Raw genomic sequence first — 19924 nt, 5'->3', positions numbered from 1 at the left:
CCCCGTTGCGGTTGGGGGTTGCTATTGAATTCGGGCTATCGCCGACAGTCGGCAATGTTAGGTAATGCTAACCTACAAAGCCAGGTGAATGGCTATTTTTGTCATGTCTGCTAGTCGGGCCGCTGGGGCTTTGGGGTGTGGAGGTTATGTGTGTGAGGTAGTCGCCATGGGGGTGATTAACGAAACATTCTCGTTTTCTTATTCCCATTAGTGCTGGTGGTCGTTAGTATGAGCATCAGGTGGAGACCGGTTCCCTTGATTATCCGAGCTTCTTCCACTGCAGTCATAGCAACCTCCAATTGCACTCGAAAAAATGACGCGACCCGTGCGCCGTCCCTGTGGAATGGACAGCGAGCAGGTCGCGTCATTTTTATTTTTTATTGCTTCGATTAGGCGCTAGTCGGCAATCCCATCAATGTGCGCCAGCAGGGCAGAGTTGTAGTACTCCGGGGTCTCCTGGTTAAGCAGGTGCTTGGCCGGCGAAATGACGACCATGGTCGAGCCCGCGATGCCGTCGTGAAGCGAAGTGACGACGTCGAGTGACGTAGAGGTGTCTTGCTTGCCGGCGATGACCAGCGTCGGAGCGGTGATCTCGGCGAGGCGCTCGCGGGTGTCGAAGCGAGACAGTGCTCCGCAGGCGCCGATGTAGCCGTCATCGGGGCAATCTGCGATCATGTCGCGGAAGCGGGCGGGGAGCTCAGGGGTGGTGTCGAAGCACTCGTCGGTAAACCAGTTGCGGACGACAGTGTCTGCGAGCGCGACCGTGCCCTTGTCGCGCACGAGCTCGGCCTTTTCCTGCCAGGCCTCGGGGGTGCCGAATTTCGGCGCCGTCGACGACAGCGTCAGGCTGACCACACGATCGGCGTGTTCTAGTGCGACGGTCTGGGCGATAGCGCCGCCGAGGGATAGTCCCACAAAATGTGCGCGGTCAACATCCTCCTCGTCGAGGACCTCGATGATGTCGGCGGCCAAGTGGCTCATGTCCCACTCACCCTCGGGGATAGGGGATTCGCCATGGCCACGGACATCTGGCGTGATGACCTGGTACTTTTCGCTCAAAGCGGCTACCTGTGGCTCCCACATCCCCTGTGTGGTGCCCAGCGAGCCAATCAGGACAACCGTACCGTTGCCCTTGTGGTTGATTGCATGTGCGGTGTAGTCGATGGCCACGGGAAAACCTCCTTGACGTCTGCTGTGTCTGCTGTGTCGGCTATTTCTCGGCGTTGCGAGCAGCTTCAGCGGCAGCCCGACCAGGGCCGTCGTCCTTCTTGGACTCTGCCTCAGCGGCTTCCGCGCGCTGCTTCGCCATGGACTCACGAGCGGCCTCTAGCCACTCCGGCATCTGCTCGAGCAAATCCTTAATCTCCGCCGTTGTCAGCGGCTTGTCCATGTCATTCTTCTTCAACGCCGTGATAGTAATGCCCAGCTTGCGGGCAACTTCCGGGCGCGGGTGCGGTCCGTTGCGGCGTAGCTCAGCGAGCCACTCCGGCGGCTTGGACTGCAGTTCCGCAAACTGCGCGTGCGAAATCTCACCAGTGCGAAATTCCTCGGGTGTGGCAGGGAGGAAAATGCCAAGTTTCTTGGCTGCGGTTAGGGGTTTCATGGGTTCAACGCTAGCACCCATTCGAGTAACCTTGCGGAGTATGTCGACTCCTGAATCCGCCGTCCTGCGCATCGTGTTCGCCACCGGCACCAGTCCCGAGAAGTGGTTTCGCCGCTTTAGAGATCGGATTCCGGCAACACTGCACACCCACGCCGCCGACGATCCGATGTCCGACCTGGTCGGCGGCGCCGCTGACATGGCGCTGGTTCGGTTAGAGTCTGAAAGCTCGCTGCCCGAGTCCCTCCATCGCATCCGGCTTTACGACGAAGCCTGGGGCGTGGCCTACGAAAAAGAACACGTATTCTCCCTCACAGACTGCGTGCCGGAGGAGCTGTTGGCAGACGAAACTGTGCTGCTGACCTCCGTGGATGCGGACGAGCTGCGACAGATGCTGCCTGTCGCAGCCACTGGTGCAGGTGTCGTAGTGGGGCCTCGCACGATTTTGAAGGCGCTATCGAAGAAGGCGGTGGCCTCATCGAACTTGGTGGCCGAGGAAGGTGCCACAGATCCGCTGTCCCGGACAGCTATTTGGTTGGTGTGGCCGAAAGCAGAGGACGACGAGCTCCGGCAGGAGTTCGTCGGCATTGTCCAGGGGCGTCGGGAGGGATCGACACGCACGCAGCTGGGGCGCAGGAAGTCTGACGAGCACCCGAAGAAGTTGTCTGCCCGAGAAAAGACGCTTGCTAAGCAAGCCCGCCGGCAGCGCGCTGGGGCCGTCGTAAAGCATGCGCGCAGTGGCCGTGGCGGACGTCGAAGCGGTGGCGGAAGCGGGCGACCACGCAAGAGAAAGTAATCTTTTTACAATATTTTTGCCGTTTCGTTCGACGTGCGCGAAAAAATTAGCCACACTTGTAGTTATGGCTGAAAAGAAGCGCGATTTCACGATTCGAATGATGCGTGAAGAGGACTATCCACAGATCCAAGAGATCTACGAGATTGGCCTGGATACGGGGCATGCGTCGTGGGAGCACTCCGCTCCGGAGTGGGACGAATTCATCGCACTCAAACGAGTGGATTTGTGTTACGTCGCCGTCGACGCAGAGAACCCGGACAAGATTCTGGCTTGGGCATCGGCAGCGCCGGTATCCAAGCGTCCGATTTTCAATGGCGTCATTGAAGACTCCATCTACGTCCACCCTGACGGGCAGGGCATGGGGCTGGCGGCGACGCTGCTGCAGAAGCTTATCGACGATGCCACGGAGCGCGGCTGCTGGTCGATTCACTCGTGGGTCTTCCCGGAGAATGTGGGATCGCTAAAGCTGCATCGAAAGCTTGGCTTCCGAGAAGTGGGGATTTACCACCACATGGCAAAGATGACCTACGGCCCAATGGCGGGGCAGTGGCGCGATGTCATTATTTTGGAAAAGCTCCTGGAAAAGCCAGAGGAGCGTGCGTTGAAGCGCGTCCAGGAAGAAGCAGAAGCCGCCGGTGAGCCGAACCGTCCGATTCTGGACAAGCTCGACCGCGCCGACGGCCAGGTGGGGGCATAGCTGCCGGGAGCTGTGGCTCCCGCGAATTAATTACTCGACGGTTTCCTTCAAAGGATCCTCGCGAACGAAGAACACAATGATTGCTGCCAGAATAATCACTGGCGTTAGTACCAAGAAAATCGGCGTCAAACCATCGTTGTAGCTGGAGATCAGCGCTTCATGGATTGGCGCCGGCATACTATCCAGTACCTGCGGCGTCAGTGAACCAATCGACTTAGAGGAAAAGCCCTCCGGGCCCATCTGCTTTGCGAACTCCGCTGCAGCCTCCGGTGATGCGGCCTTGATTTGTTCGACAGCCGCCGGAACGCGTTCGCCTGCCAGGTCCTTCATCCGGTGGATGAAAATCGACCCCACAATGGAGGAACCGACCGCACCACCAATCTGGCGGAAGAAGTTATTCGCAGCGGTAGCGGTACCGACCATGGCGACCGGGAAGGAGTTCTGCACGATGAGAACCAGAACCTGCATGCCGGTTCCCAGGCCGAAGCCCATGATGAACAGGTAAACACCAACCTGCCACAGTGGGGTGGTGGTCTCCAGCGTGGACAGCAAATAGAGGGAGACAGCCATAATCATCAGGCCGACGAAGGGGTAGAAGCGATACTTACCAGTCCGCGAAACAATCTGGCCAACGCCAATTGAGGTGAGCAGCATGCCGACCATCATCGGCGTCATCATCAAACCTGCAGCGGTCGGTGACATTGAGTGCACCATCTGCAGGTAGGTCGGAATATAGGCCATAGTGCCGAACATCGCGATACCCAGAATGAGGCCCGACACAGTCGTGAGCACGAAGTTCCGGTTATTAAACAAGTGCGTCGGAATCAGTGGGTTGGAAACGCGAGTCTCAGTGAGGAAGAACAGCACCCAGGAAACGACAGAGGCAACGATAAGCGAGATGATGATCCCGGAGTTCCAGTCGTACTGTGTACCGCCCCACGTGGTGGTGAGAATTAGCGTCGAGGCAGCAGCGGTCAAGAACGTCGTACCGATGTAGTCGAAGTTTCCTTCGCGCTGGCGTCGGGGCAGCTTCAGGAAGGCCGCAGCTGCCGATAGTGCAACCACGCCCATTGGGACGTTGATCCACAGACCCCAGCGCCAGCCCGGGCCGTCGGTGAACCAGCCTCCCAGTACTGGTCCCAGCACGGAACTCAGGCCGAACACAGCACCCATGATGCCCATGTACTTACCGCGCTGGCGTGCGGGAATAACCTCGGCCAGGATGGCCTGTGAGGAAACCATCAATGTACCGCCCGCAAATCCCTGAAAAGCGCGGGCGGCGATGAGCAGGCTCATGGAGCTGGTGACTGCACCCATGACGGAACCGATTATGAACAGAGCGATGCCCATCATGAACAGGCCCTTGCGCCCAATCATGTCACCGAGCTTGCCGACAATCGGCATCGCCACAGTCTGTGCCAACAGGAATGCAGAAATAACCCACGACATGTGGTCAACTCCGCCGAGCTCGCCGACAATGGTCGGCAGGGCGGTGGCGAAAATCATCTGCCCCAGCGAGCTCATCAGCATAGTGAGAATGAGCGCGAAGAAGATGATTCCCAAGTGGGACTTGTTGTCAGAAACCGTGGTGTCGGTTTGGCCTTGAGTGGTGGTGTTGCTAGCTGTCACTATTCCTCCTCCAAAAATTCTTAACGACGTCGGCGGCGTCGTGAAGCGGTGTGTCTGTTGTGAATTCGTCCCGATGAGCCGATGAGTAGAGCACGCATTCGCGGACGAAACCGACCGACAGTGCTACCTCGTGCCCGACGGGCAGCTCGGGGTGCGTGCGCGACTGTGGATTCATCTCGAAATAGCGCTCAAATGCGGACCGGACGCGGCGCATTGAGCTGCCAAAATTGGAAATGACAACCGTCGAGAGCTTTGGCTCATTGAGCAAAATCTCGCGGATACGCTCCTTGAGCATGCGGTGAAATTCCTCGGTTGCCCCTAGCTCTTTATATCGGAGTAGCTGGGATCGCTGCTTTTGCTCAATGAAATCGAGCATGTCCGCGATGGGGTCTTGGTGGGTTTGGGCGAGGAATGTCTCTTCATCGTCAGCATCGAATGACATGATGCCGTTGCCGAAGATGGATTGATCCTTGGAGTCGAAGTAATTGAAGAATGTGCGTCGACTGATATTGACCCGCTGGCAGATGTCTTCGATGCTGACGTGGTCGTATCCGCGATCCAACACAAGAGCGGTCGCGGCATCGGCCAAAGCGCAGTGTGTTTGAAACCTTTTGAGCTCCCGGAGACTGCACTCGGGACGTTCGCCCGGGTCCAATCTGGGAGAAGCTTTTTCATCAATTTGCACAAGGTGTAAAGTTACACCGAGTGCAATGTGGTGGCAAGTTGACTAATCAACATAAAGTTTGCCGCAGGGCGCATCCCCGGCAGTATGGCAGGGGTCGAATGGGGGGGGCACGAAGTCACTCTCCGATCATTGCGAATGGGGAGTACCAAAACAAAGGACCCCGAAGTCTTTCAGCGAAGTGAGACTACGGGGTCTTATGCGTAAGGTGCTCTCACACCTTCGAGTTCAGAAAGAACTAGTCACGATCAGTGTTGGCCATTGCCAGCACGTCGAGGCGCTTGTCCAGCTCTTCCTCGGTCAGCTTCTCGCCGTCGACGAAGCCCATGTCGATAACAGTCTGACGGATGGTCTTACCTTCCTTCAGAGCAGTCTTAGCGACCTTAGCTGCGTTCTCGTAGCCGATGGCGGAGTTCAGCGGGGTCACAATCGACGGGGAAGACTCAGCCAGAGTCTTCATGCGCTCAACGTTCGGCTCGATGCCGTCAACCAGCTTCTCGGCGAAGACGCGTGCGGTGTTCGCCAGCAGCTTAGCGGACTCCAGCACGTTACGTGCCATGACCGGGATGAAGACGTTCAGCTCGAATGCGCCGTTAGCGCCCGCGAACTCAACAGCGGTGTCGTTGCCCAGAACCTGCGCTGCGACCTGGGTAGCGGTCTCACACAGAACCGGGTTGACCTTGCCCGGCATGATGGAGGAACCCGGCTGCAGGTCCGGCAGATGAATCTCAGCAAGACCGGTCAGCGGGCCGGAGCCCATCCAGCGGATGTCGTTAGCGATCTTGTTCAGGGAGACTGCAACGGTGCGCATAGCGCCGGAGAACTCAACCAAGCCGTCGCGGTTAGCCTGAGCCTCGAAGTGATTCTGAGCCTCGCGCAGCTCCTTGATGCCGGTCAGCTCGACGAGCTCAGCGGTGACCTTGGCGCCGAAGTCCGCCGGGGTGTTCAGGCCAGTGCCAACAGCGGTACCACCAATTGGCAGCTCGCCCAGACGCGGCAGGGTGGCCTCGATGCGCTCAATGCCAGCCTCAATCTGGCGAGCGTAACCGGAGAACTCCTGACCCAGGGTCACCGGGACAGCGTCCATCAGGTGAGTGCGGCCGGACTTAACAACGGTCTCCCATTCCTTGGCCTTCTTAGCCAGGGACTCCTGCAGAACCTTCAGTCCCGGGACGAGGTCCTTGACAGCTGCCTCGGTTGCTGCGACGTGAGTGGCAGTCGGGAAGGTGTCGTTGGAAGACTGACCCATGTTGACGTGGTCATTCGGGTGAACCTCAACGCCGTTGGCCTTTGCGATGGACGCAATGACTTCGTTGGTGTTCATGTTGGAAGAAGTGCCCGAACCGGTCTGGAAGACGTCAATCGGGAACTCAGCATCGTGCTTGCCTTCGGCAATTTCCTTGGCAGCGGCGACGATGGCATCTGCCTGCTCAGCAGACAGCAGGCCGCGCTCCTTGTTGACGATGGCGCAAGCTGCCTTCAGCAGACCCATAGCGCGAATCTGTGCAGACTCCAGCGGACGGCCGGAAATCGGGAAGTTCTCAACTGCACGCTGAGTCTGTGCGCGCCACAGGGCATTAACCGGAACCTTAACCTCGCCCATGGTGTCGTGCTCGATGCGGAACTGCTGCTCTGTCATTCGTTGCCTCTTTCAGTTAGGGGAACTTGAGTGCGCGCAGAACGGCCCCTCATTGCGCATGCAATTTTCATGCGATGCAGAACCGTTAGCGCATTCGTCTTCAAGTATGAATCAGTTTGTTAAAAAAGTGGTGCCCTGAGGGCACCACTAAAGGGGTAGTTACTTACAGATCGATGTCAGGCATCTCGCCCTTGCCGTAGTCGATGCTGGCGTACTTGCGCAGCTTCTCCAGGGAGTGGAAAGCCTCGATGCGACGAATGGTGCCGGACTTGGAGCGCATAACCAGCGAGCGGGTCCACGCGCCGTTACCGCGGTAAGCGACACCGCGCAGCATGTCACCGTTGGTGACACCAGTGGCAACGAAGTAGCAGTTGTCGGATGCGACCAGGTCATCGGTGGTCAGAACACGAGAAAGATCGTGCCCAGCGTCGAGAGCCTTCTTAATTTCAGCCTCATCGCGCGGATGCAGTTTGCCCTGGATCTCGCCGCCCATACACTTCATGGCGCATGCGGTGATGACACCTTCTGGGGTGCCGCCGACGCCCATCATGATATCGACCGAGTTCGTGTTCTGAGCTGCGGCAACAGCGCCAGCAACGTCACCATCGCCAATCAGTCGAACCTTGGCGCCAGCTTCGCGGATGTCACGAATCATGTCAGCGTGGCGCGGGCGATCCAGCACGACAACAGTGACATCTTCCGGACGCAGCCCCTTGGCCTTAGCAACGACCTTGATGTTGTGCTCAACTGGAGCCTCGATGTCAATCTTGCCGGCAGCCTCCGGGCCAACAGCAATCTTATCCATGTAGAACACAGCCGACGGGTCGTACATGGAACCGCGGTCTGCAGCAGCAAGAACAGCGATAGAGTTCGGGCGGCCCTCTGCCATCAGAGTCGTGCCGTCAATCGGGTCAACCGCGATGTCAACGGCCGGACCTTGGCCGTTGCCGACCTTTTCGCCGTTGAACAGCATCGGGGCTTCGTCCTTTTCGCCCTCGCCAATAACAACGACACCGTTCATAGCCACGGTGTTGATGAGCTGACGCATGGCATCGACGGCAGCGCCGTCGCCCTTTTCCTTCTGACCACGACCGACCCACTGACCAGCCGCCAATGCAGCGGACTCAGTAACTCGGACGAGCTCCATCGCAAGGTTGCGATCTGGTGCTTCAGGATTCGAGGCGTTCATTGACTTCTGGCCCTTCCGTCGTTTTTTAGAACTCTTTTGAGGTTTGAGAATGTGCTGGGAGACGCCACGCCAGGAAACTGGGGTTTAGCGCTGCAACAATTTCTATATATCGATGTTTGGCGCGTCCTTTTGAGCGCCATTGCATCTGTTACTAGTGTTCCACCTTTTTCATGTTCGGGGGTGGACGCAGCGCCAAAGTGGGGGGAGCTTCAGGGCTAAACCCCCACATCATGCGGGTATCAAAAGTTTGTTCCGGCGTCAGTTCGCTTGACGACGTCGACAGCGTCCGTCATCAAGTATTGCTAGCCGCAGCTGTGCGGATGCGACTGATGACTAGGTTCGTTGCGAGGCCTTTGGCATACTTGAGCGCGTGGCGAATGAGAAACCTAGGATTTTGCAGGACAGTCGAGACATGGTTCTCACCCTCGTGGTGATGTTTCTTGCGGTGGCTGTCACCATCGGCTTTACCGGCCTGTGCAGTTTTAACCCCGGGAAGCCGGAAAACGGTCCGGTGCGCGAGGTCGATGCCGCCCCATTCGTGAACATGGAGGCTCGGCGCGTGGACTATCCAGTTCGCCTGCCGAAGGTGCCTGAGGGCTGGACTTCAAACTCGACCCGCGCGGGTATGGCAGCGGGGAAGCAGACGACCATTATTGGCTATGTCACCGCTAGCGGAGCATTCATTCAGGTCACGCAAACAGATGCGGAAGCAGGTCAGCTGCCGGATGATGGTAAGAACCGTCTCCGGGACGGTACTACTGACGTGGAAGGTACAACCTGGACTAAGTATGAGCCGGCTGAGGACAACGTGCGTCGCGTATGGGTTGGGGACCTCGGTGGCTCCCGCGCAATTATCGAGGGCACTGCCAACGACGAGGAGTTCACACAGTTGGCGGCGGCTATGCAGAAGGCCGAGCCAATTGATCCGGACGCGACAATGCCGGATTCGTCACGGCCGCAGCCGACTGCGTCCGAGATGCCGTCGGCACCAGCAAAGTAGGCCGAGTCGAGCACTCACCTGGAGCGGTAATCCCGACTAGGGCCATAAAATAGCTGAACTCAGCTATCAGCGAAGAGACGAGAAACGATATGAACTGACGATCGTTTCTCGTCTCTTTTTAGTCCTCATCGCCCACATTCTCGGCAGAAGCCGAGACATCCTGATTCTTGCTGGCCAAGGCGGCTTCAACCTTTGCCCGGGCGCCAGCCAAATGCTCCTCGCAGCGGCGGGCCAACGCCTCGCCTCGCTCCCACAGCGCCAGGGATTCATCCAGGCTCATCTGTCCGAGTTCTAGGAGCTTGACGGTCTCTACCAGCGCATCTCGAGCCTGCTCGTAGCTCAGGTTCTCCACCGGTACCTGTTCCTCCGAAGAGGGAGCCTGACCCGCGCCGAAAACATTGTCATTCATTAGCGAATACGTCCTTTACATCTAGTAGTTAAAGATTCAAAGTTGGAAAAGTCATTGCTTACTAATTCGCCGGCTTCGTAGCTAGCGTCGCTGCAGAGATGGAGCCGTCACTGACGCGAATTCGCAGTTGGGAACCCATCGGAGCATCTGCAATAGAGGTCACAATCTGTGGTTCCGGCTGAGTAGCCGATTGTGCCTGCACGATGGCATAGCCGCGAGCGAGTGTGGCAGAGGGGCCAAGTGCTGAAACCTTGCCGCGCAATCCCGATACCACGGCTTCCTCACGTTCCAGACTGCGGTGGATGAGAAAACGTAGCCGATCGACCTGCGCCGTGACAAACTCTTCACGCACGCGGATGGGAGTGAGCGGATCGCGCAGTACCGGCCGCGACGTTAAATCCCTCAGAGTAGCTACTTCACGGTCAACCCATCGCCGCAGGGATGCCGAGGAGCGCTCACGCAGCTGTGCAATGAGGCGGCGTTCCTCCGCAGCATCGGGCACTGTTTTCTTTGCTGCATCCGTCGGTGTGGCAGCACGTAAATCAGCGACGTAATCCAACAGCGGAGTATCCGGCTCGTGCCCGATTGCAGAAACCATCGGTGTTGTCGCCTTACTCACCGCACGAATCAGAGCCTCATCTGAAAAAGGCAGCAAATCTTCGACACTGCCACCGCCACGGGCGACGATGATGACATCAACCTCCGGATCGGCGTCGAGCTGTGCAAGCGCCTCAATAATCTCCGGAACAGCCTTGGCGCCCTGCACAATTGTGTTGATTACCCGGAAATCCACTTCGGGCCAGCGGGCACCCGCGACCGAAAGCACATCGCGTTCAGCCGCCGAACCGCGACCAGTAATCAACCCGATCTTGTTGGGGAGGTAGGGCAGAGGGCGTTTCAGCCGTGGATCAAAAAGTCCTTCCGCCGCTAGCGCCTGGCGCAGCTGTTCCAGCCGCGCCAATAGTTGCCCCAACCCCACGGGCCTCCACTCCGTAGCCCACAGGGAAAACTGCCCCCGCCCGGCATAAAACGCAGGCTTGCCCAAAACCACTACGCGGTCGCCGTTGCGCAACGGATTATTGCGCAGAGCCGCCGTAGAACAAGTCACCGACACCGAAAACTCCGCGGAGGTGTCACGCAGAGTGATGTAAGAGAGCTTCCAGCTCGGCTTGGAGTTGACCTGGGCGATTTCCCCCTCTACCCAAATCTGTCCAAGGCGCTCAATGTAGTCCTTGACTAACTGGTTCAGGCGTCGAACCTGAACCGGTTTCTCGGCCGACGTTTCCAATTTCGACATACATCAACACTTACACGATGGTGCGGATCGCCCTGCTAATAAACGCACGTTGCCCACAGGCTAAATCTGCCTGTGGGCAACTGTGACGGTAAAAGTGCAAGCCCGAGCTACTTGCGGTAACGAGACCTGCTATCGCGCCCGGTTATGCGTTCCTGGCGAGGGCGCTGCTGTCGCGGTGGCCACTCCTCGGTGCGACGGTGGTTGCTCCCCGGGCGTGCGGGACTCTGCTGAGGCTTTTCGGACCGAGACTCCGGCGAAGACTGTTCTCCCCACATCCGTGCCGTTCCTGCCGCTTGACGACGGGGAAACTCCTGCGTTGGCCGCTGCGGTGCGTTTGGCCGTTCAATCGGACGACGAGGCTGCTGTCTGGTCGAGTTTGGCGAAGTGGAATCCTGAGTGAACTGCGCCTGGCCCGGATGCGGGCGAGACTGCCAACGGGATGTTGGCTGCTGGGCCCGCTGGGCGAAATTCGAGCGCTGCTGGGCGCGCTCCCCAGAGCGGTCAACTGGTCGCTCACGCAGTTGCTCGGCGTTGCGCGATGCCGAGCTGGCGCTCGCTGCCGGTCGGGCACCAGAACGAGAAGTCTCCTGCCGAGAGCGTGCAGCCTGCTGGCGCGCCTGGCGGCGAGCTTCGGCATCTCGGATAATGTCCGCAGCGGGACGTCGTGAAGCAGGGCGTTCCTGAGAGCGAGAAGCTACGCGGCGATCAGATTCGGCGAGACGACGGCGAACCTGAGAGCTGGATTCGACAGCGGCTTCGTCACGGTGCTGGCGTTGTTTAGCGGCCTTGCGCTGGGTGTTGAGGGATTTCTCCTGGGTGCGGGTGATTTCGAGGTAACGCCACACTGCGATGATGACACAGATAATCATCAAGATCAGCAGCCACGGGAACTGCTGGATGATGGGATATGCGGAGGTCACCAGGCGAGCGCGTTTAGAGGTCGTCGCGGTCGCGCCACCATTTTCGGGATCGGCGAGAGAACCGGTAAACCACGCTGTGAAAAAGGTGACAAGCGCGAACAAAATAGGGATTTGAGCGACGGTAACTACCAGACCGCGAGGAACCACCAACAGTGTTCCGGCCACAGCAGCCACGGCAAAAGCAATGAAGTAGGGCTTGCCAAGCGAACCGTTGGGAACAGAAAAGAGCAAACCAAAAACGCCGGCCAGAAGCATCAGCAACGGCGGCACAAACATTGGCACGCGTGGAAGCAGGGGTTTGTTCCCACTGCCTTTACGGGTTATTGCTGATCTGTTCGACACGAATGCGTATCCTACCGGTTATTAGTGATAATACGGGCAAGCCCGGTATGTGGGCTCGCCCGTGTCTTAAAATTTCGCCTTACTTCTTTTTCTTAGAGAAAGACCCGGAGACCACTTCAGAGACTTTATGGAAGGCCTTGGTCATCGTTCCCTCTTCCTGCTTGGTCGGACCAGCATCGGGGGAAACCTTACCGGCGGTGCGAGCATCTGCCTTCACGGCGCTCTCTGCAGAGCTGTCGGAGTCGTCACTGCCCAGGCGGAACGAAGCCAGTCGGTCGCGCATCGCACGGCCGGCAGCTTCAATCTGAATGCCGGAGATCGATCCGGCATCCGTGGCGAACTCGATATCCTTTGCGGTCTTGTCACCCGTACGCAAATCTGTGAGGTCGCCGAGGTAGCGGAACCAGACCGCGACGACTGCAGTGACTGGCACCGCGAGGAAGGCGCCGATGATGCCGAAGATACCGCCACCGAGCAGAACCACCAGCAGGACGATTGCGGCGTGCAGGTCCATAGCCTTGGACTGCAGAATCGGGGAGAGGATATTGCCCTCAATCTGCTGGACGGCAATGATGATGAGCAAGACAAAGATTGCTGTGGTCAGGCCGTTGGCAACAAGTGCGACTACCACTGCAATGAAGCCGGCGGTGAAAGCACCGACAATAGGAATGAAGCCAGCGAAGAAAGTCACCACGGCCAGAACCATTGCCAGCGGCACATTCAAAATCGCAAGACCAGCACCGATGAAGACCGCGTCGATAAGCGAAACGATAGCCTGCGTGCGGATGTAGCCCGACAGCGTGTTCCAGGAGCGGGTGAGTACCTCCGTGAGATGCCAGCCGAGGCGACGTCCGGTCAGGCGGCGGAGCCATGGCAGGAAGTCCTGGCCGTCCTTGATGAAGAAGAACGTCAGAACCAGCATTGCCATCAAGGTTACGGCGACCGAGGAGACCACCGAGATGCCTTGGAAGACTGTGTTGGCGATATCGCCGGAGCGCTCCTGAAGCCATGTGGACCCCTGGTCCAGAGCATCGAGAATCTGCTCATCCTTGACGTTAAATGGTGGGGCCTGAATGATGTTCTGGACTTCTTGGATGCCGTCGGTGAACTGGCGACGCAATTCTGGGAACTGCGACTGCACAGTCGGTGCGAGGACCGCGACAACGCCGCCAAGCACCGCCAGCGCGCCTAGGATGACCGTCAGTGCGGAGAGCGCGCGGGGCCAGCGGTGCTTCATCAGGAACACTGCGGGCGGAGCCAGCACCGTGGAGACAATCAGGGCCAACAGAATCGGCAGAACGCCAGCCCAAATCTTTCCCAGAATCATAGCGCTGACGTACAGCGCCGCTGCGGTGATGAGGAAACGCAGGCACCAACCTGCGAACCACCGGGCACCCTCGCCAATGACGTCGGCGCGGTCGATGGACTCGGAGTCATTTTCGCTCATAAGCTCATCGAGGTTTTCAGCATCTTCCGGCAAATCCGGCTGCGTTGCCGCTGACTTATGGGCATCGGAGGGGATAGACAGAGACTGTTCTACACGCAGAGGCTCCGATCCCATTACGTGATCGATAGCGTCTTTTTCGGACTGTGCAGTCCACTCTTCGCCTTCATTGGGTTTATTGCTCACATATTCATTATGGGGGTTCGGAGGGGATAGGGGGCAACTTCACGAAGTTAGGGCGAGTTCAAATCTTTCTCCCCGAGCCCGTAAGATGAGCAATGTGAGTCTTACACTTGGAATCGTCGGTCTGCCCAATGTCGGAAAGTCAACCCTGTTTAACGCCTTGACACGCAACGATGTGCTGGCTGCGAATTATCCGTTCGCCACCATCGAGCCGAACGTCGGCGTTGTGGAGCTTCCCGATCCCCGTTTGAATAAGCTCGCCGAAATTTACGGCTCCGAGCGTATTCTTCCGGCTACGGTGTCGTTTGTGGACATCGCCGGCATCGTCAAGGGTGCATCGGAGGGCGAAGGTCTTGGTAACAAGTTCCTCGCCAACATCCGCGAGGCTGACGCTATCTGTCAGGTCGTCCGTGTCTTCAATGATGATGATGTCGTGCATGTCGACGGCAAGGTTGACCCGGCCTCTGACATCGGTGTGATTGAAACCGAGCTCATCCTGGCTGATATCCAGACTATTGAGAAGGCGCTGCCGCGTCTGGAAAAGGAAGCCAAGAAGGATAAGGAAAAGGTCGGTGAGGTTGAAGCCGTCAAGCAGGCTCTCGCTGTGCTGGAAGAGGGACGCACTCTCTTCGCAGCTTCCGATGACGTGAAGCTCTCTGCTCTGCGCGAGCTGCACTTGCTCACCGCAAAGCCGTTCCTCTACGTCTTCAACGCTGATGAGGAAGTGCTTGCCGACGAGGACCGCCGCGCGGATCTGGCCGCTGCTGTGGAACCGGCGGACTGTGTGTTCCTCGACGCCAAGGCTGAGTCGGACCTTCTGGAGCTGGATGAGGAATCCCGCAATGAGCTCCTGGCTGAAATTGGCCAGACCGAGCCGGGTCTGCATTCGCTTGCTCGCGCTGGTTTCCGCACTCTTGGTCTGCAGACTTACCTGACCGCTGGCCCGAAGGAGTCTCGCGCCTGGACCATTCCGAAGGGTGCTACGGCCCCGCAGGCTGCCGGCGTGATTCACACTGATTTCGAGCGTGGCTTCATTAAGGCTGAAATTGTGTCCTTCAATGACTTGGTTGAGGCCGGCTCAATCGCTGAAGCGAAGGCCAAGGGCAAGGTCCGCCAGGAGGGCAAGGACTACATCATGCACGACGGTGACGTGGTGGAGTTTCGTTTCAATGTAACCTGAGGCGCGCTAGTGTTAGCGGCATGACAACACGTGCTGCTATTTACCTCCGTATCTCGCTCGATGCTGCCATGGACGGCCTCGCCATCGACCGGCAGCGCCAGGACTGCGAAGCCCTTGCCGAGCAACGCGGCTGGGACGTCGTGCATACCTACGTCGATCAGTCGATCTCCGCGTCGAAGAAGGACGTGGACCGCCCCGACTACGACGCGATGGTGGCGTCCTTTGAGCGCGGCGAGATCGACGCGATCATTTGCTGGGACCTCGACCGCCTCACACGGCAGCCCTGGCAGCTCGAAGAGTGGATCGACAGGGCAGAGGAGCAGGGGCTGAAACTCGTCACTGCGAACGGTGATGCTGACCTTGCCACCGACGGCGGCAGAATGTACGCGCGCATCAAAGCAGCCGTGGCACGCGGCGAGATCGAGCGAAAGAGCATGCGCCAGTCTCGTGCGCAACAGCAACGCGCCGAGCAGGGCCGCTGGTACTCCGGCGGTGTGCGCCCTATCGGCTACACCTCCACCGGCGAGATCATTCCATCCGAAGCCGCCGCCGTGCTCGGTATGTTCCGCGCTGTCGAGAGGGGCAACTCCATGCGCGACATTGCGCGCGCCTTATCTGGGGTCGATCAACCGGGCTTGCCGGATATCCCGACCACGCCGCGCCATATGTACACCGTGGTCACAGAGCGCAACGCTCGACGCCGCGCTGAAGGCCAGGAAGAAAAGCCGGTTCCCGACGCGCAGCCGTGGGCCTACACGTCGTTGCACTCGATCCTGCGCAACCCCGTGTATGCGGGTTACTCCACTTATAAGAAGGCCAAGCGCAAAGGCGTGAAGAACAAATACCGCCGTGTCACGCATATCGTCCGCGACCCCGATACCGGCGAGCCGGTGAAAGGGCAGTGGGAGCCGATCGTCACACCAGATCTGTGGTGGCGCGTGCAGAACGTGCTCGACGATCCCGACCGGCTGACCAACAAGGAGCGCCGGAACACTCGCCGCCATCTCGGCTCGGGTCTGTATGTCTGCGACGAGTGTGGCAACCCCGTGCGCACACATGCCGACCGCTACCGCTGCGCCGCCTGTGGATTAGTGCGCACACATAGCGTCGATGATTTTGTGCTCGCCGTGATCCGCGCCCGCCTTGGCCGTGACGACCTGGCGGACCTGCTGCCGACTGTGGACGACGACGAGGTCAACGCCATCGACGACGAACTCGCTGAGCTTCGCGCAAAGCTCGCCCGCGTCCAGGCTGACTACGATGAGGAGCTTATCGAGGCCCGTGACCTCAAGCGCGCGCGAAACCGTTATGAGCCGCAGATCGAGAAACTCGAAACGCGCCGTGCCCGTCTTGCTGGCGCATCGGCGCTGCTCGACACAACCGGCTACGCCTCGCCCGTGGATGCCTTCGACAACGCAGAGCTTGCCGTGCAGCGCCGAGTCATCAATACCCTGTGCCAGGTGCGCCTGCGCCGTGGCGTGCGCGGCACCAAGACCTTTAACCCTGAATCGGTGCAGATCGTGTGGAACTAGGTTGCAGTGTGTGACACGTCAACAATCGCGCGCATGCGCTGCGGCGCGCAAAGCTCTTACGAAGGAACGCCACGGGAGCCGGCAGTTCGGGGGAGATCTGCCTTCGTGTATCGGGGGCGACACTGCTCAACCGTGGCGTTCGCAGGAAGTATGACACGGCTCTTGTTACCCCAGAGGTCGTAGGTTCGAATCCTGCCCCCGCTACCAACTTCCAAGCCCCTACCAGGAGAAACACTGGTAGGGGCTTTAGTTATTTCTCTTAAGGCGCACGTCCTGGGACTCAAATCGGGACTTTAGCGATGGCATTTTGTCACTTAAGCCGGTTTGGAAGTGATGGGGTTAAGTGACAATTTTCGATTTTGTGACCTTGGATGACTGTGTCGTTTTGAGGAGTCGTCTGCACGGATTTCAGAAGTCCTCTGTACTATCGCCATCCACTCCGGAGAGGCCGCGGGCGTTCGTCCACTTCATCTGGAACGCGATTCGACAGAGCGCATTCAATACGATGGTCTTTTTCTCCCTGCGAAGGATGGGGGCAGTTTAGGGTACCAGGGTGTTGACCAGATCGAGGAATTCCTCAGCGTAGGCAATTTGCTTGCGTAGCTTTTCGTAGCGGGTGCGCGTCTCCTCACGAATGTCGGCAAGGGTGGCCTTGGCATTACTCCGTGCCTGCTGTGCGGTATCACTGTCCTGCCCGCCATCTGAACTATGAAGAATCTCCGCAGCTTCCAGGAATTCCCGCATCTGATCCAGAGTAAACCCCAGCGGTTTCATCCGTCGCACCAGCAAAACACGACGTACATCAGCCTCACTATAAAGCCTGAACCCACCAGGGCTACGCCCCGATGGGGTAATCAGGCCGACGTTGTCATAATAACGCAAGGTGGGAATCGACAACCCCGTCTGGTCAACGACCTCGCCGATCTTGAAATTACTGTTTTGCATTGCCTGTTCTCCTTCACGGTGATGTTGCCCACGGGTTCCTGTGCCTGGGTTGGCGGTTGAGTAAAACTCCCGCTACCATGACCACCATCACCAAACCTAAAGTTACTAGAGGGTTGGATTCCTTTCGGGCGTTCGCCCAGTTACCTATCCCCTCAAAGATTGGACATCTATGACTGAAACTAGCACGGCGGCCCCCCGCCCCCTCCTGAGTCCAGACGGCGCTGATGCCCCTACCGGGATCATCGCATCCTTCCGTTACGCATTTTCTTCCCCCGCCCGTATCCGTATAGAGATTCTGGCCGGACTGGCGGTATCCCTGGCGCTGATCCCTGAGGCCATTGCCTTTTCCATCCTTGCCGGTGTTGACCCAGCCATGGGTCTGTTTTCCTCGGTAGTCATGGCCATTGCGATCGCCTTTACCGGTGGCCGCCCGGCAATGATCACCGGCGCCACCGGGGCTATTGCCCTAGTCATTGCTCCTGTGGCGCGTGGTTACGGGATGGATTATTTCATCGCCACCGTCCTGTTGGGCGGTGTCCTACAAATCGTGCTCGGCGCCCTCGGTGTGGCGAAACTTCAGCGTTTTATCCCCCGATCGGTGATGCTGGGTTTCGTCAATGCACTGGGCATTATGATTTTCACCGCCCAACTCGAACACCTCATTGATGTGCCTTGGATAGTCTACCCACTCGTCGGCTTGGGTGTGGTGATCATGATTTTCTTCCCCAAGCTCACCAGTGTGATCCCCGCCCCGCTGGTCACGATTATCGTGCTCACCGGTTTGGTCATTGCCGCCGGTTTGACTGTCCCGACGGTCTCGGACATGGGCAAGATGCCGGAGACCTTACCGTCCCTGTTTATTCCGAACGTGCCGTGGACGTTGGAGACCCTGCAGATCATCGCGCCTTATGCCCTGGCCATGGCCGTGGTCGGTCTCATGGAATCGTTGATGACCGCCAAGCTCGTCGATGACATCACCGACACTCATTCCGATAAAACTCGTGAATCCTGGGGACAGGGGGTGGCTAATATTGCCTCCGGTTTCTTCGGCGGCATGGGTGGCTGCGCGATGATCGGTCAAACCATGATCAACGTCCGCGAATCCGGGGCACGTACCCGCCTATCCACCCTGTTAGCCGGTGTGTTCCTGCTGGTCCTGGTCCTGGCACTGGGCGACATCGTTGGCATGATCCCGATGGCTGCCCTGGTGGCAATCATGATCATGGTCTCGGTCGGCACCATCGACTGGCACTCGGTGCATCCACGCACCCTTAAACTCATGCCGGTCTCTGAGACCATTGTTATGGCCGTGACGATTATTGCCACCCTAGCCACCAGCAACCTGGCCATTGGTGTGGTGTTGGGTGTGGTCACCGCGATGATCATGTTCGCCCGTCGGATGGCACATATCGCTTCCATTGAAAAGGTCTCCGAGATCGACGGCGACGGCGATGGAGAGATTGATACTCGTACCTACCGGGTGCATGGCCAGTTGTTTTGGGCATCAAGCAATGACCTGGTTTATCGCTTTGATTACACCGATTCTGCCCGTCATATCACTATTGATCTCACTGAGGCGGAGATCTGGGATGCCTCCACGGTCGCGACCTTTGACGCGATTACGCAGAAGTTCCAGGACAGAGGCAAAACCGTGTCCATTATCGGGCTCGACGGTCCCAGTCAGGACCGGCTGAACCGCCTGTCTGGCCGGCTTGGCACCGGCCACTAACATCCCCCGACTCGAGCACATCGACTTGGCGCCCCAACTTATAACCGGGGCGCCAGTTTATTGGTGCTGTTGCAAAGTTGGGGCATAGGAAGAGCATAAAAGAAGCGTAGCGGTTAACCGCTACGCTGTGTTGTGGGGATTTTTACTTTTTACGGTGCACGTGTTCTAGTTAGTGGTTCGTTTCTTTCCTCGGGTGATTGCGACGGTATTCCTCGACTAAGTGAGCAATACCCGGCGCAGCCTGGGACAACATCCAGGTCATAAGCGCTATAAGAACCCCTATGACGATAAGTGTTAACGCCAACCAGCCCAGTGTTGGGCCGATGCCGTTGGCCTCCTGGACGTGACCCCACAAGGCAGACACGCCGTCGGGTATGCCGAGCATACTTAGCAGCCCGTTCCCCAAGGCTCCGACAGCAACGAGTGCGATAGCAACGAAGAGAACACTGGCTGCAATCCACGAGGCAGACATGCAGGCCTTAATAAAGTTCGTGTTCGACTTTTCCATATCGTCGTTATACTGCTTGCGTTCTGCGCGTATCTCCTCCAGCAGCTTTTCGTTGGACTCCTTCTCCTGGAGCAGAGCGCTGCGAGCCTTCTTAGAGGCTTCTGCTGCCTCGTGCAGGCTCTTAGGCTCTTTCGACATTGCCTCAGATACAGCTACTTCTACCAGCGGTTCCAGGCTAGAAGTCAGGCTCGAAGTCATCTGAG

The 19924-nt window shown here is 58.2% G+C and carries 18 protein-coding genes; 6 read left to right on the top strand and 12 right to left on the bottom strand.

Annotated elements, in window-relative coordinates; translation table 11 throughout:
- Window positions 1-396: 396 nt before the first annotated feature.
- Window positions 397-1170: an alpha/beta fold hydrolase gene (locus CRD20_RS02445; protein ID WP_187404778.1), complete on the bottom strand. Its 774-nt coding sequence runs from the start codon at window positions 1168-1170 to the stop codon at window positions 397-399.
- A 40-nt stretch (window positions 1171-1210) separates the two neighbouring features.
- Entirely contained in the window at window positions 1211-1603 is a 393-nt protein-coding gene (locus tag CRD20_RS02440; RefSeq protein WP_076773012.1) for a DUF5997 family protein, read from the bottom strand.
- 40 nt (window positions 1604-1643) lie between these two features.
- On the opposite strand from CRD20_RS02440, the gene CRD20_RS02435 reads away from it, so the two are divergent.
- Window positions 1644-2396 carry a LysR family transcriptional regulator gene (locus CRD20_RS02435; protein WP_187404777.1) on the top strand — a complete coding sequence of 251 codons (753 nt, stop codon included), beginning with the start codon at window positions 1644-1646 and terminating at the stop codon, window positions 2394-2396.
- A gap of 64 nt (window positions 2397-2460) precedes the next feature.
- Window positions 2461-3093, top strand: a complete 633-nt coding sequence (locus CRD20_RS02430; protein ID WP_038626150.1) for a GNAT family N-acetyltransferase — start codon at window positions 2461-2463, stop codon at window positions 3091-3093.
- Window positions 3094-3123: 30 nt separating this feature from the next.
- Here CRD20_RS02430 and CRD20_RS02425 read toward each other — a convergent pair whose 3' ends face one another.
- The 4 genes from CRD20_RS02425 to glpX form a co-directional block, all read right to left on the bottom strand.
- Entirely contained in the window at window positions 3124-4722 is a 1599-nt protein-coding gene (locus CRD20_RS02425) for an MDR family MFS transporter (protein WP_187404776.1), read from the bottom strand.
- The gene (locus CRD20_RS02420; RefSeq protein ID WP_232250776.1) at window positions 4712-5311 is read right to left on the bottom strand and encodes a TetR/AcrR family transcriptional regulator; all 600 of its coding nucleotides are present in this window, start codon (window positions 5309-5311) and stop codon (window positions 4712-4714) included. The genes CRD20_RS02425 and CRD20_RS02420 overlap by 11 nt, the downstream gene beginning before the upstream one ends.
- A gap of 331 nt (window positions 5312-5642) precedes the next feature.
- Window positions 5643-7043, bottom strand: coding sequence for a class II fumarate hydratase (locus tag CRD20_RS02415; RefSeq protein WP_187404774.1), 1401 nt, complete (start codon window positions 7041-7043; stop codon window positions 5643-5645).
- A gap of 163 nt (window positions 7044-7206) precedes the next feature.
- Window positions 7207-8232, bottom strand: a complete 1026-nt coding sequence (gene glpX, locus CRD20_RS02410; RefSeq protein WP_005510610.1) for a class II fructose-bisphosphatase — start codon at window positions 8230-8232, stop codon at window positions 7207-7209.
- A 370-nt stretch (window positions 8233-8602) separates the two neighbouring features.
- Here glpX and CRD20_RS02405 point away from each other — a divergent pair, with 370 nt between their 5' ends.
- A complete protein-coding gene (locus CRD20_RS02405; RefSeq protein ID WP_187404773.1) occupies window positions 8603-9232 on the top strand; it encodes a DUF4245 domain-containing protein in 630 nt (209 codons plus the stop codon).
- Between the two features lie 118 nt (window positions 9233-9350).
- On the opposite strand, the gene CRD20_RS02400 is transcribed toward CRD20_RS02405, so the two are convergent.
- From CRD20_RS02400 to CRD20_RS02385, 4 genes are all read right to left on the bottom strand, one after another.
- A complete protein-coding gene (locus CRD20_RS02400; protein ID WP_005510689.1) occupies window positions 9351-9641 on the bottom strand; it encodes an exodeoxyribonuclease VII small subunit in 291 nt (96 codons plus the stop codon).
- Window positions 9642-9702: 61 nt separating this feature from the next.
- Complete coding sequence (gene xseA / locus CRD20_RS02395) at window positions 9703-10938, bottom strand: exodeoxyribonuclease VII large subunit (protein ID WP_005510622.1); 1236 nt, start codon at window positions 10936-10938, stop codon at window positions 9703-9705.
- 107 nt (window positions 10939-11045) lie between these two features.
- Window positions 11046-12200, bottom strand: coding sequence for a DUF6542 domain-containing protein (locus tag CRD20_RS02390; protein ID WP_016423169.1), 1155 nt, complete (start codon window positions 12198-12200; stop codon window positions 11046-11048).
- Between the two features lie 79 nt (window positions 12201-12279).
- On the bottom strand, window positions 12280-13830 hold the full coding sequence (locus tag CRD20_RS02385; protein ID WP_187404772.1) for an AI-2E family transporter: 1551 nt from the start codon (window positions 13828-13830) through the stop codon (window positions 12280-12282).
- Between the two features lie 94 nt (window positions 13831-13924).
- Between CRD20_RS02385 and ychF the strand changes: the two genes are divergently transcribed.
- Entirely contained in the window at window positions 13925-15007 is a 1083-nt protein-coding gene (gene ychF / locus CRD20_RS02380) for a redox-regulated ATPase YchF (RefSeq protein ID WP_049181654.1), read from the top strand.
- A 20-nt stretch (window positions 15008-15027) separates the two neighbouring features.
- Window positions 15028-16539 (top strand): recombinase family protein, encoded by a 1512-nt coding sequence (locus tag CRD20_RS02375; protein ID WP_070421670.1) that lies wholly within the window; start codon window positions 15028-15030, stop codon window positions 16537-16539.
- 540 nt (window positions 16540-17079) lie between these two features.
- On the opposite strand, the gene CRD20_RS02370 is transcribed toward CRD20_RS02375, so the two are convergent.
- On the bottom strand, window positions 17080-17484 hold the full coding sequence (locus CRD20_RS02370) for a MerR family transcriptional regulator (protein WP_048733850.1): 405 nt from the start codon (window positions 17482-17484) through the stop codon (window positions 17080-17082).
- Between the two features lie 169 nt (window positions 17485-17653).
- Here CRD20_RS02370 and CRD20_RS02365 point away from each other — a divergent pair, with 169 nt between their 5' ends.
- Window positions 17654-19213: a SulP family inorganic anion transporter gene (locus CRD20_RS02365; protein WP_034664651.1), complete on the top strand. Its 1560-nt coding sequence runs from the start codon at window positions 17654-17656 to the stop codon at window positions 19211-19213.
- Window positions 19214-19382: 169 nt separating this feature from the next.
- On the opposite strand, the gene CRD20_RS02360 is transcribed toward CRD20_RS02365, so the two are convergent.
- Window positions 19383-19919 (bottom strand): hypothetical protein, encoded by a 537-nt coding sequence (locus CRD20_RS02360; protein WP_218079069.1) that lies wholly within the window; start codon window positions 19917-19919, stop codon window positions 19383-19385.
- Window positions 19920-19924 lie beyond the last annotated feature (5 nt).

Origin of the sequence: Corynebacterium sp. LK33, from assembly GCF_014334955.1 — a bacterium.
In the GTDB taxonomy this organism is placed as follows: domain Bacteria; phylum Actinomycetota; class Actinomycetes; order Mycobacteriales; family Mycobacteriaceae; genus Corynebacterium; species Corynebacterium jeikeium_D.
Note: the sequence above shows the minus strand (reverse complement) of the source record. Positions and strands in the feature narration are given on the sequence as shown.

Bases quoted from the DNA above. Each gene is read 5' to 3' on its own strand.
- CRD20_RS02440 (WP_076773012.1), bottom strand. From the start codon at position 1,603: ATGAAACCCCTAACCGCAGCCAAGAAACTTGGCATTTTCCTCCCTGCC.
- CRD20_RS02435 (WP_187404777.1), top strand. From the start codon at position 1,644: ATGTCGACTCCTGAATCCGCCGTCCTGCGCATCGTGTTCGCCACCGGC.
- CRD20_RS02430 (WP_038626150.1), top strand. From the start codon at position 2,461: ATGGCTGAAAAGAAGCGCGATTTCACGATTCGAATGATGCGTGAAGAG.
- CRD20_RS02415 (WP_187404774.1), bottom strand. From the start codon at position 7,043: ATGACAGAGCAGCAGTTCCGCATCGAGCACGACACCATGGGCGAGGTT.
- glpX (WP_005510610.1), bottom strand. From the start codon at position 8,232: ATGAACGCCTCGAATCCTGAAGCACCAGATCGCAACCTTGCGATGGAG.
- CRD20_RS02400 (WP_005510689.1), bottom strand. From the start codon at position 9,641: ATGAATGACAATGTTTTCGGCGCGGGTCAGGCTCCCTCTTCGGAGGAA.
- xseA (WP_005510622.1), bottom strand. From the start codon at position 10,938: ATGTCGAAATTGGAAACGTCGGCCGAGAAACCGGTTCAGGTTCGACGC.
- CRD20_RS02375 (WP_070421670.1), top strand. From the start codon at position 15,028: ATGACAACACGTGCTGCTATTTACCTCCGTATCTCGCTCGATGCTGCC.
- CRD20_RS02370 (WP_048733850.1), bottom strand. From the start codon at position 17,484: ATGCAAAACAGTAATTTCAAGATCGGCGAGGTCGTTGACCAGACGGGG.
- CRD20_RS02365 (WP_034664651.1), top strand. From the start codon at position 17,654: ATGACTGAAACTAGCACGGCGGCCCCCCGCCCCCTCCTGAGTCCAGAC.
- CRD20_RS02360 (WP_218079069.1), bottom strand. From the start codon at position 19,919: ATGACTTCGAGCCTGACTTCTAGCCTGGAACCGCTGGTAGAAGTAGCT.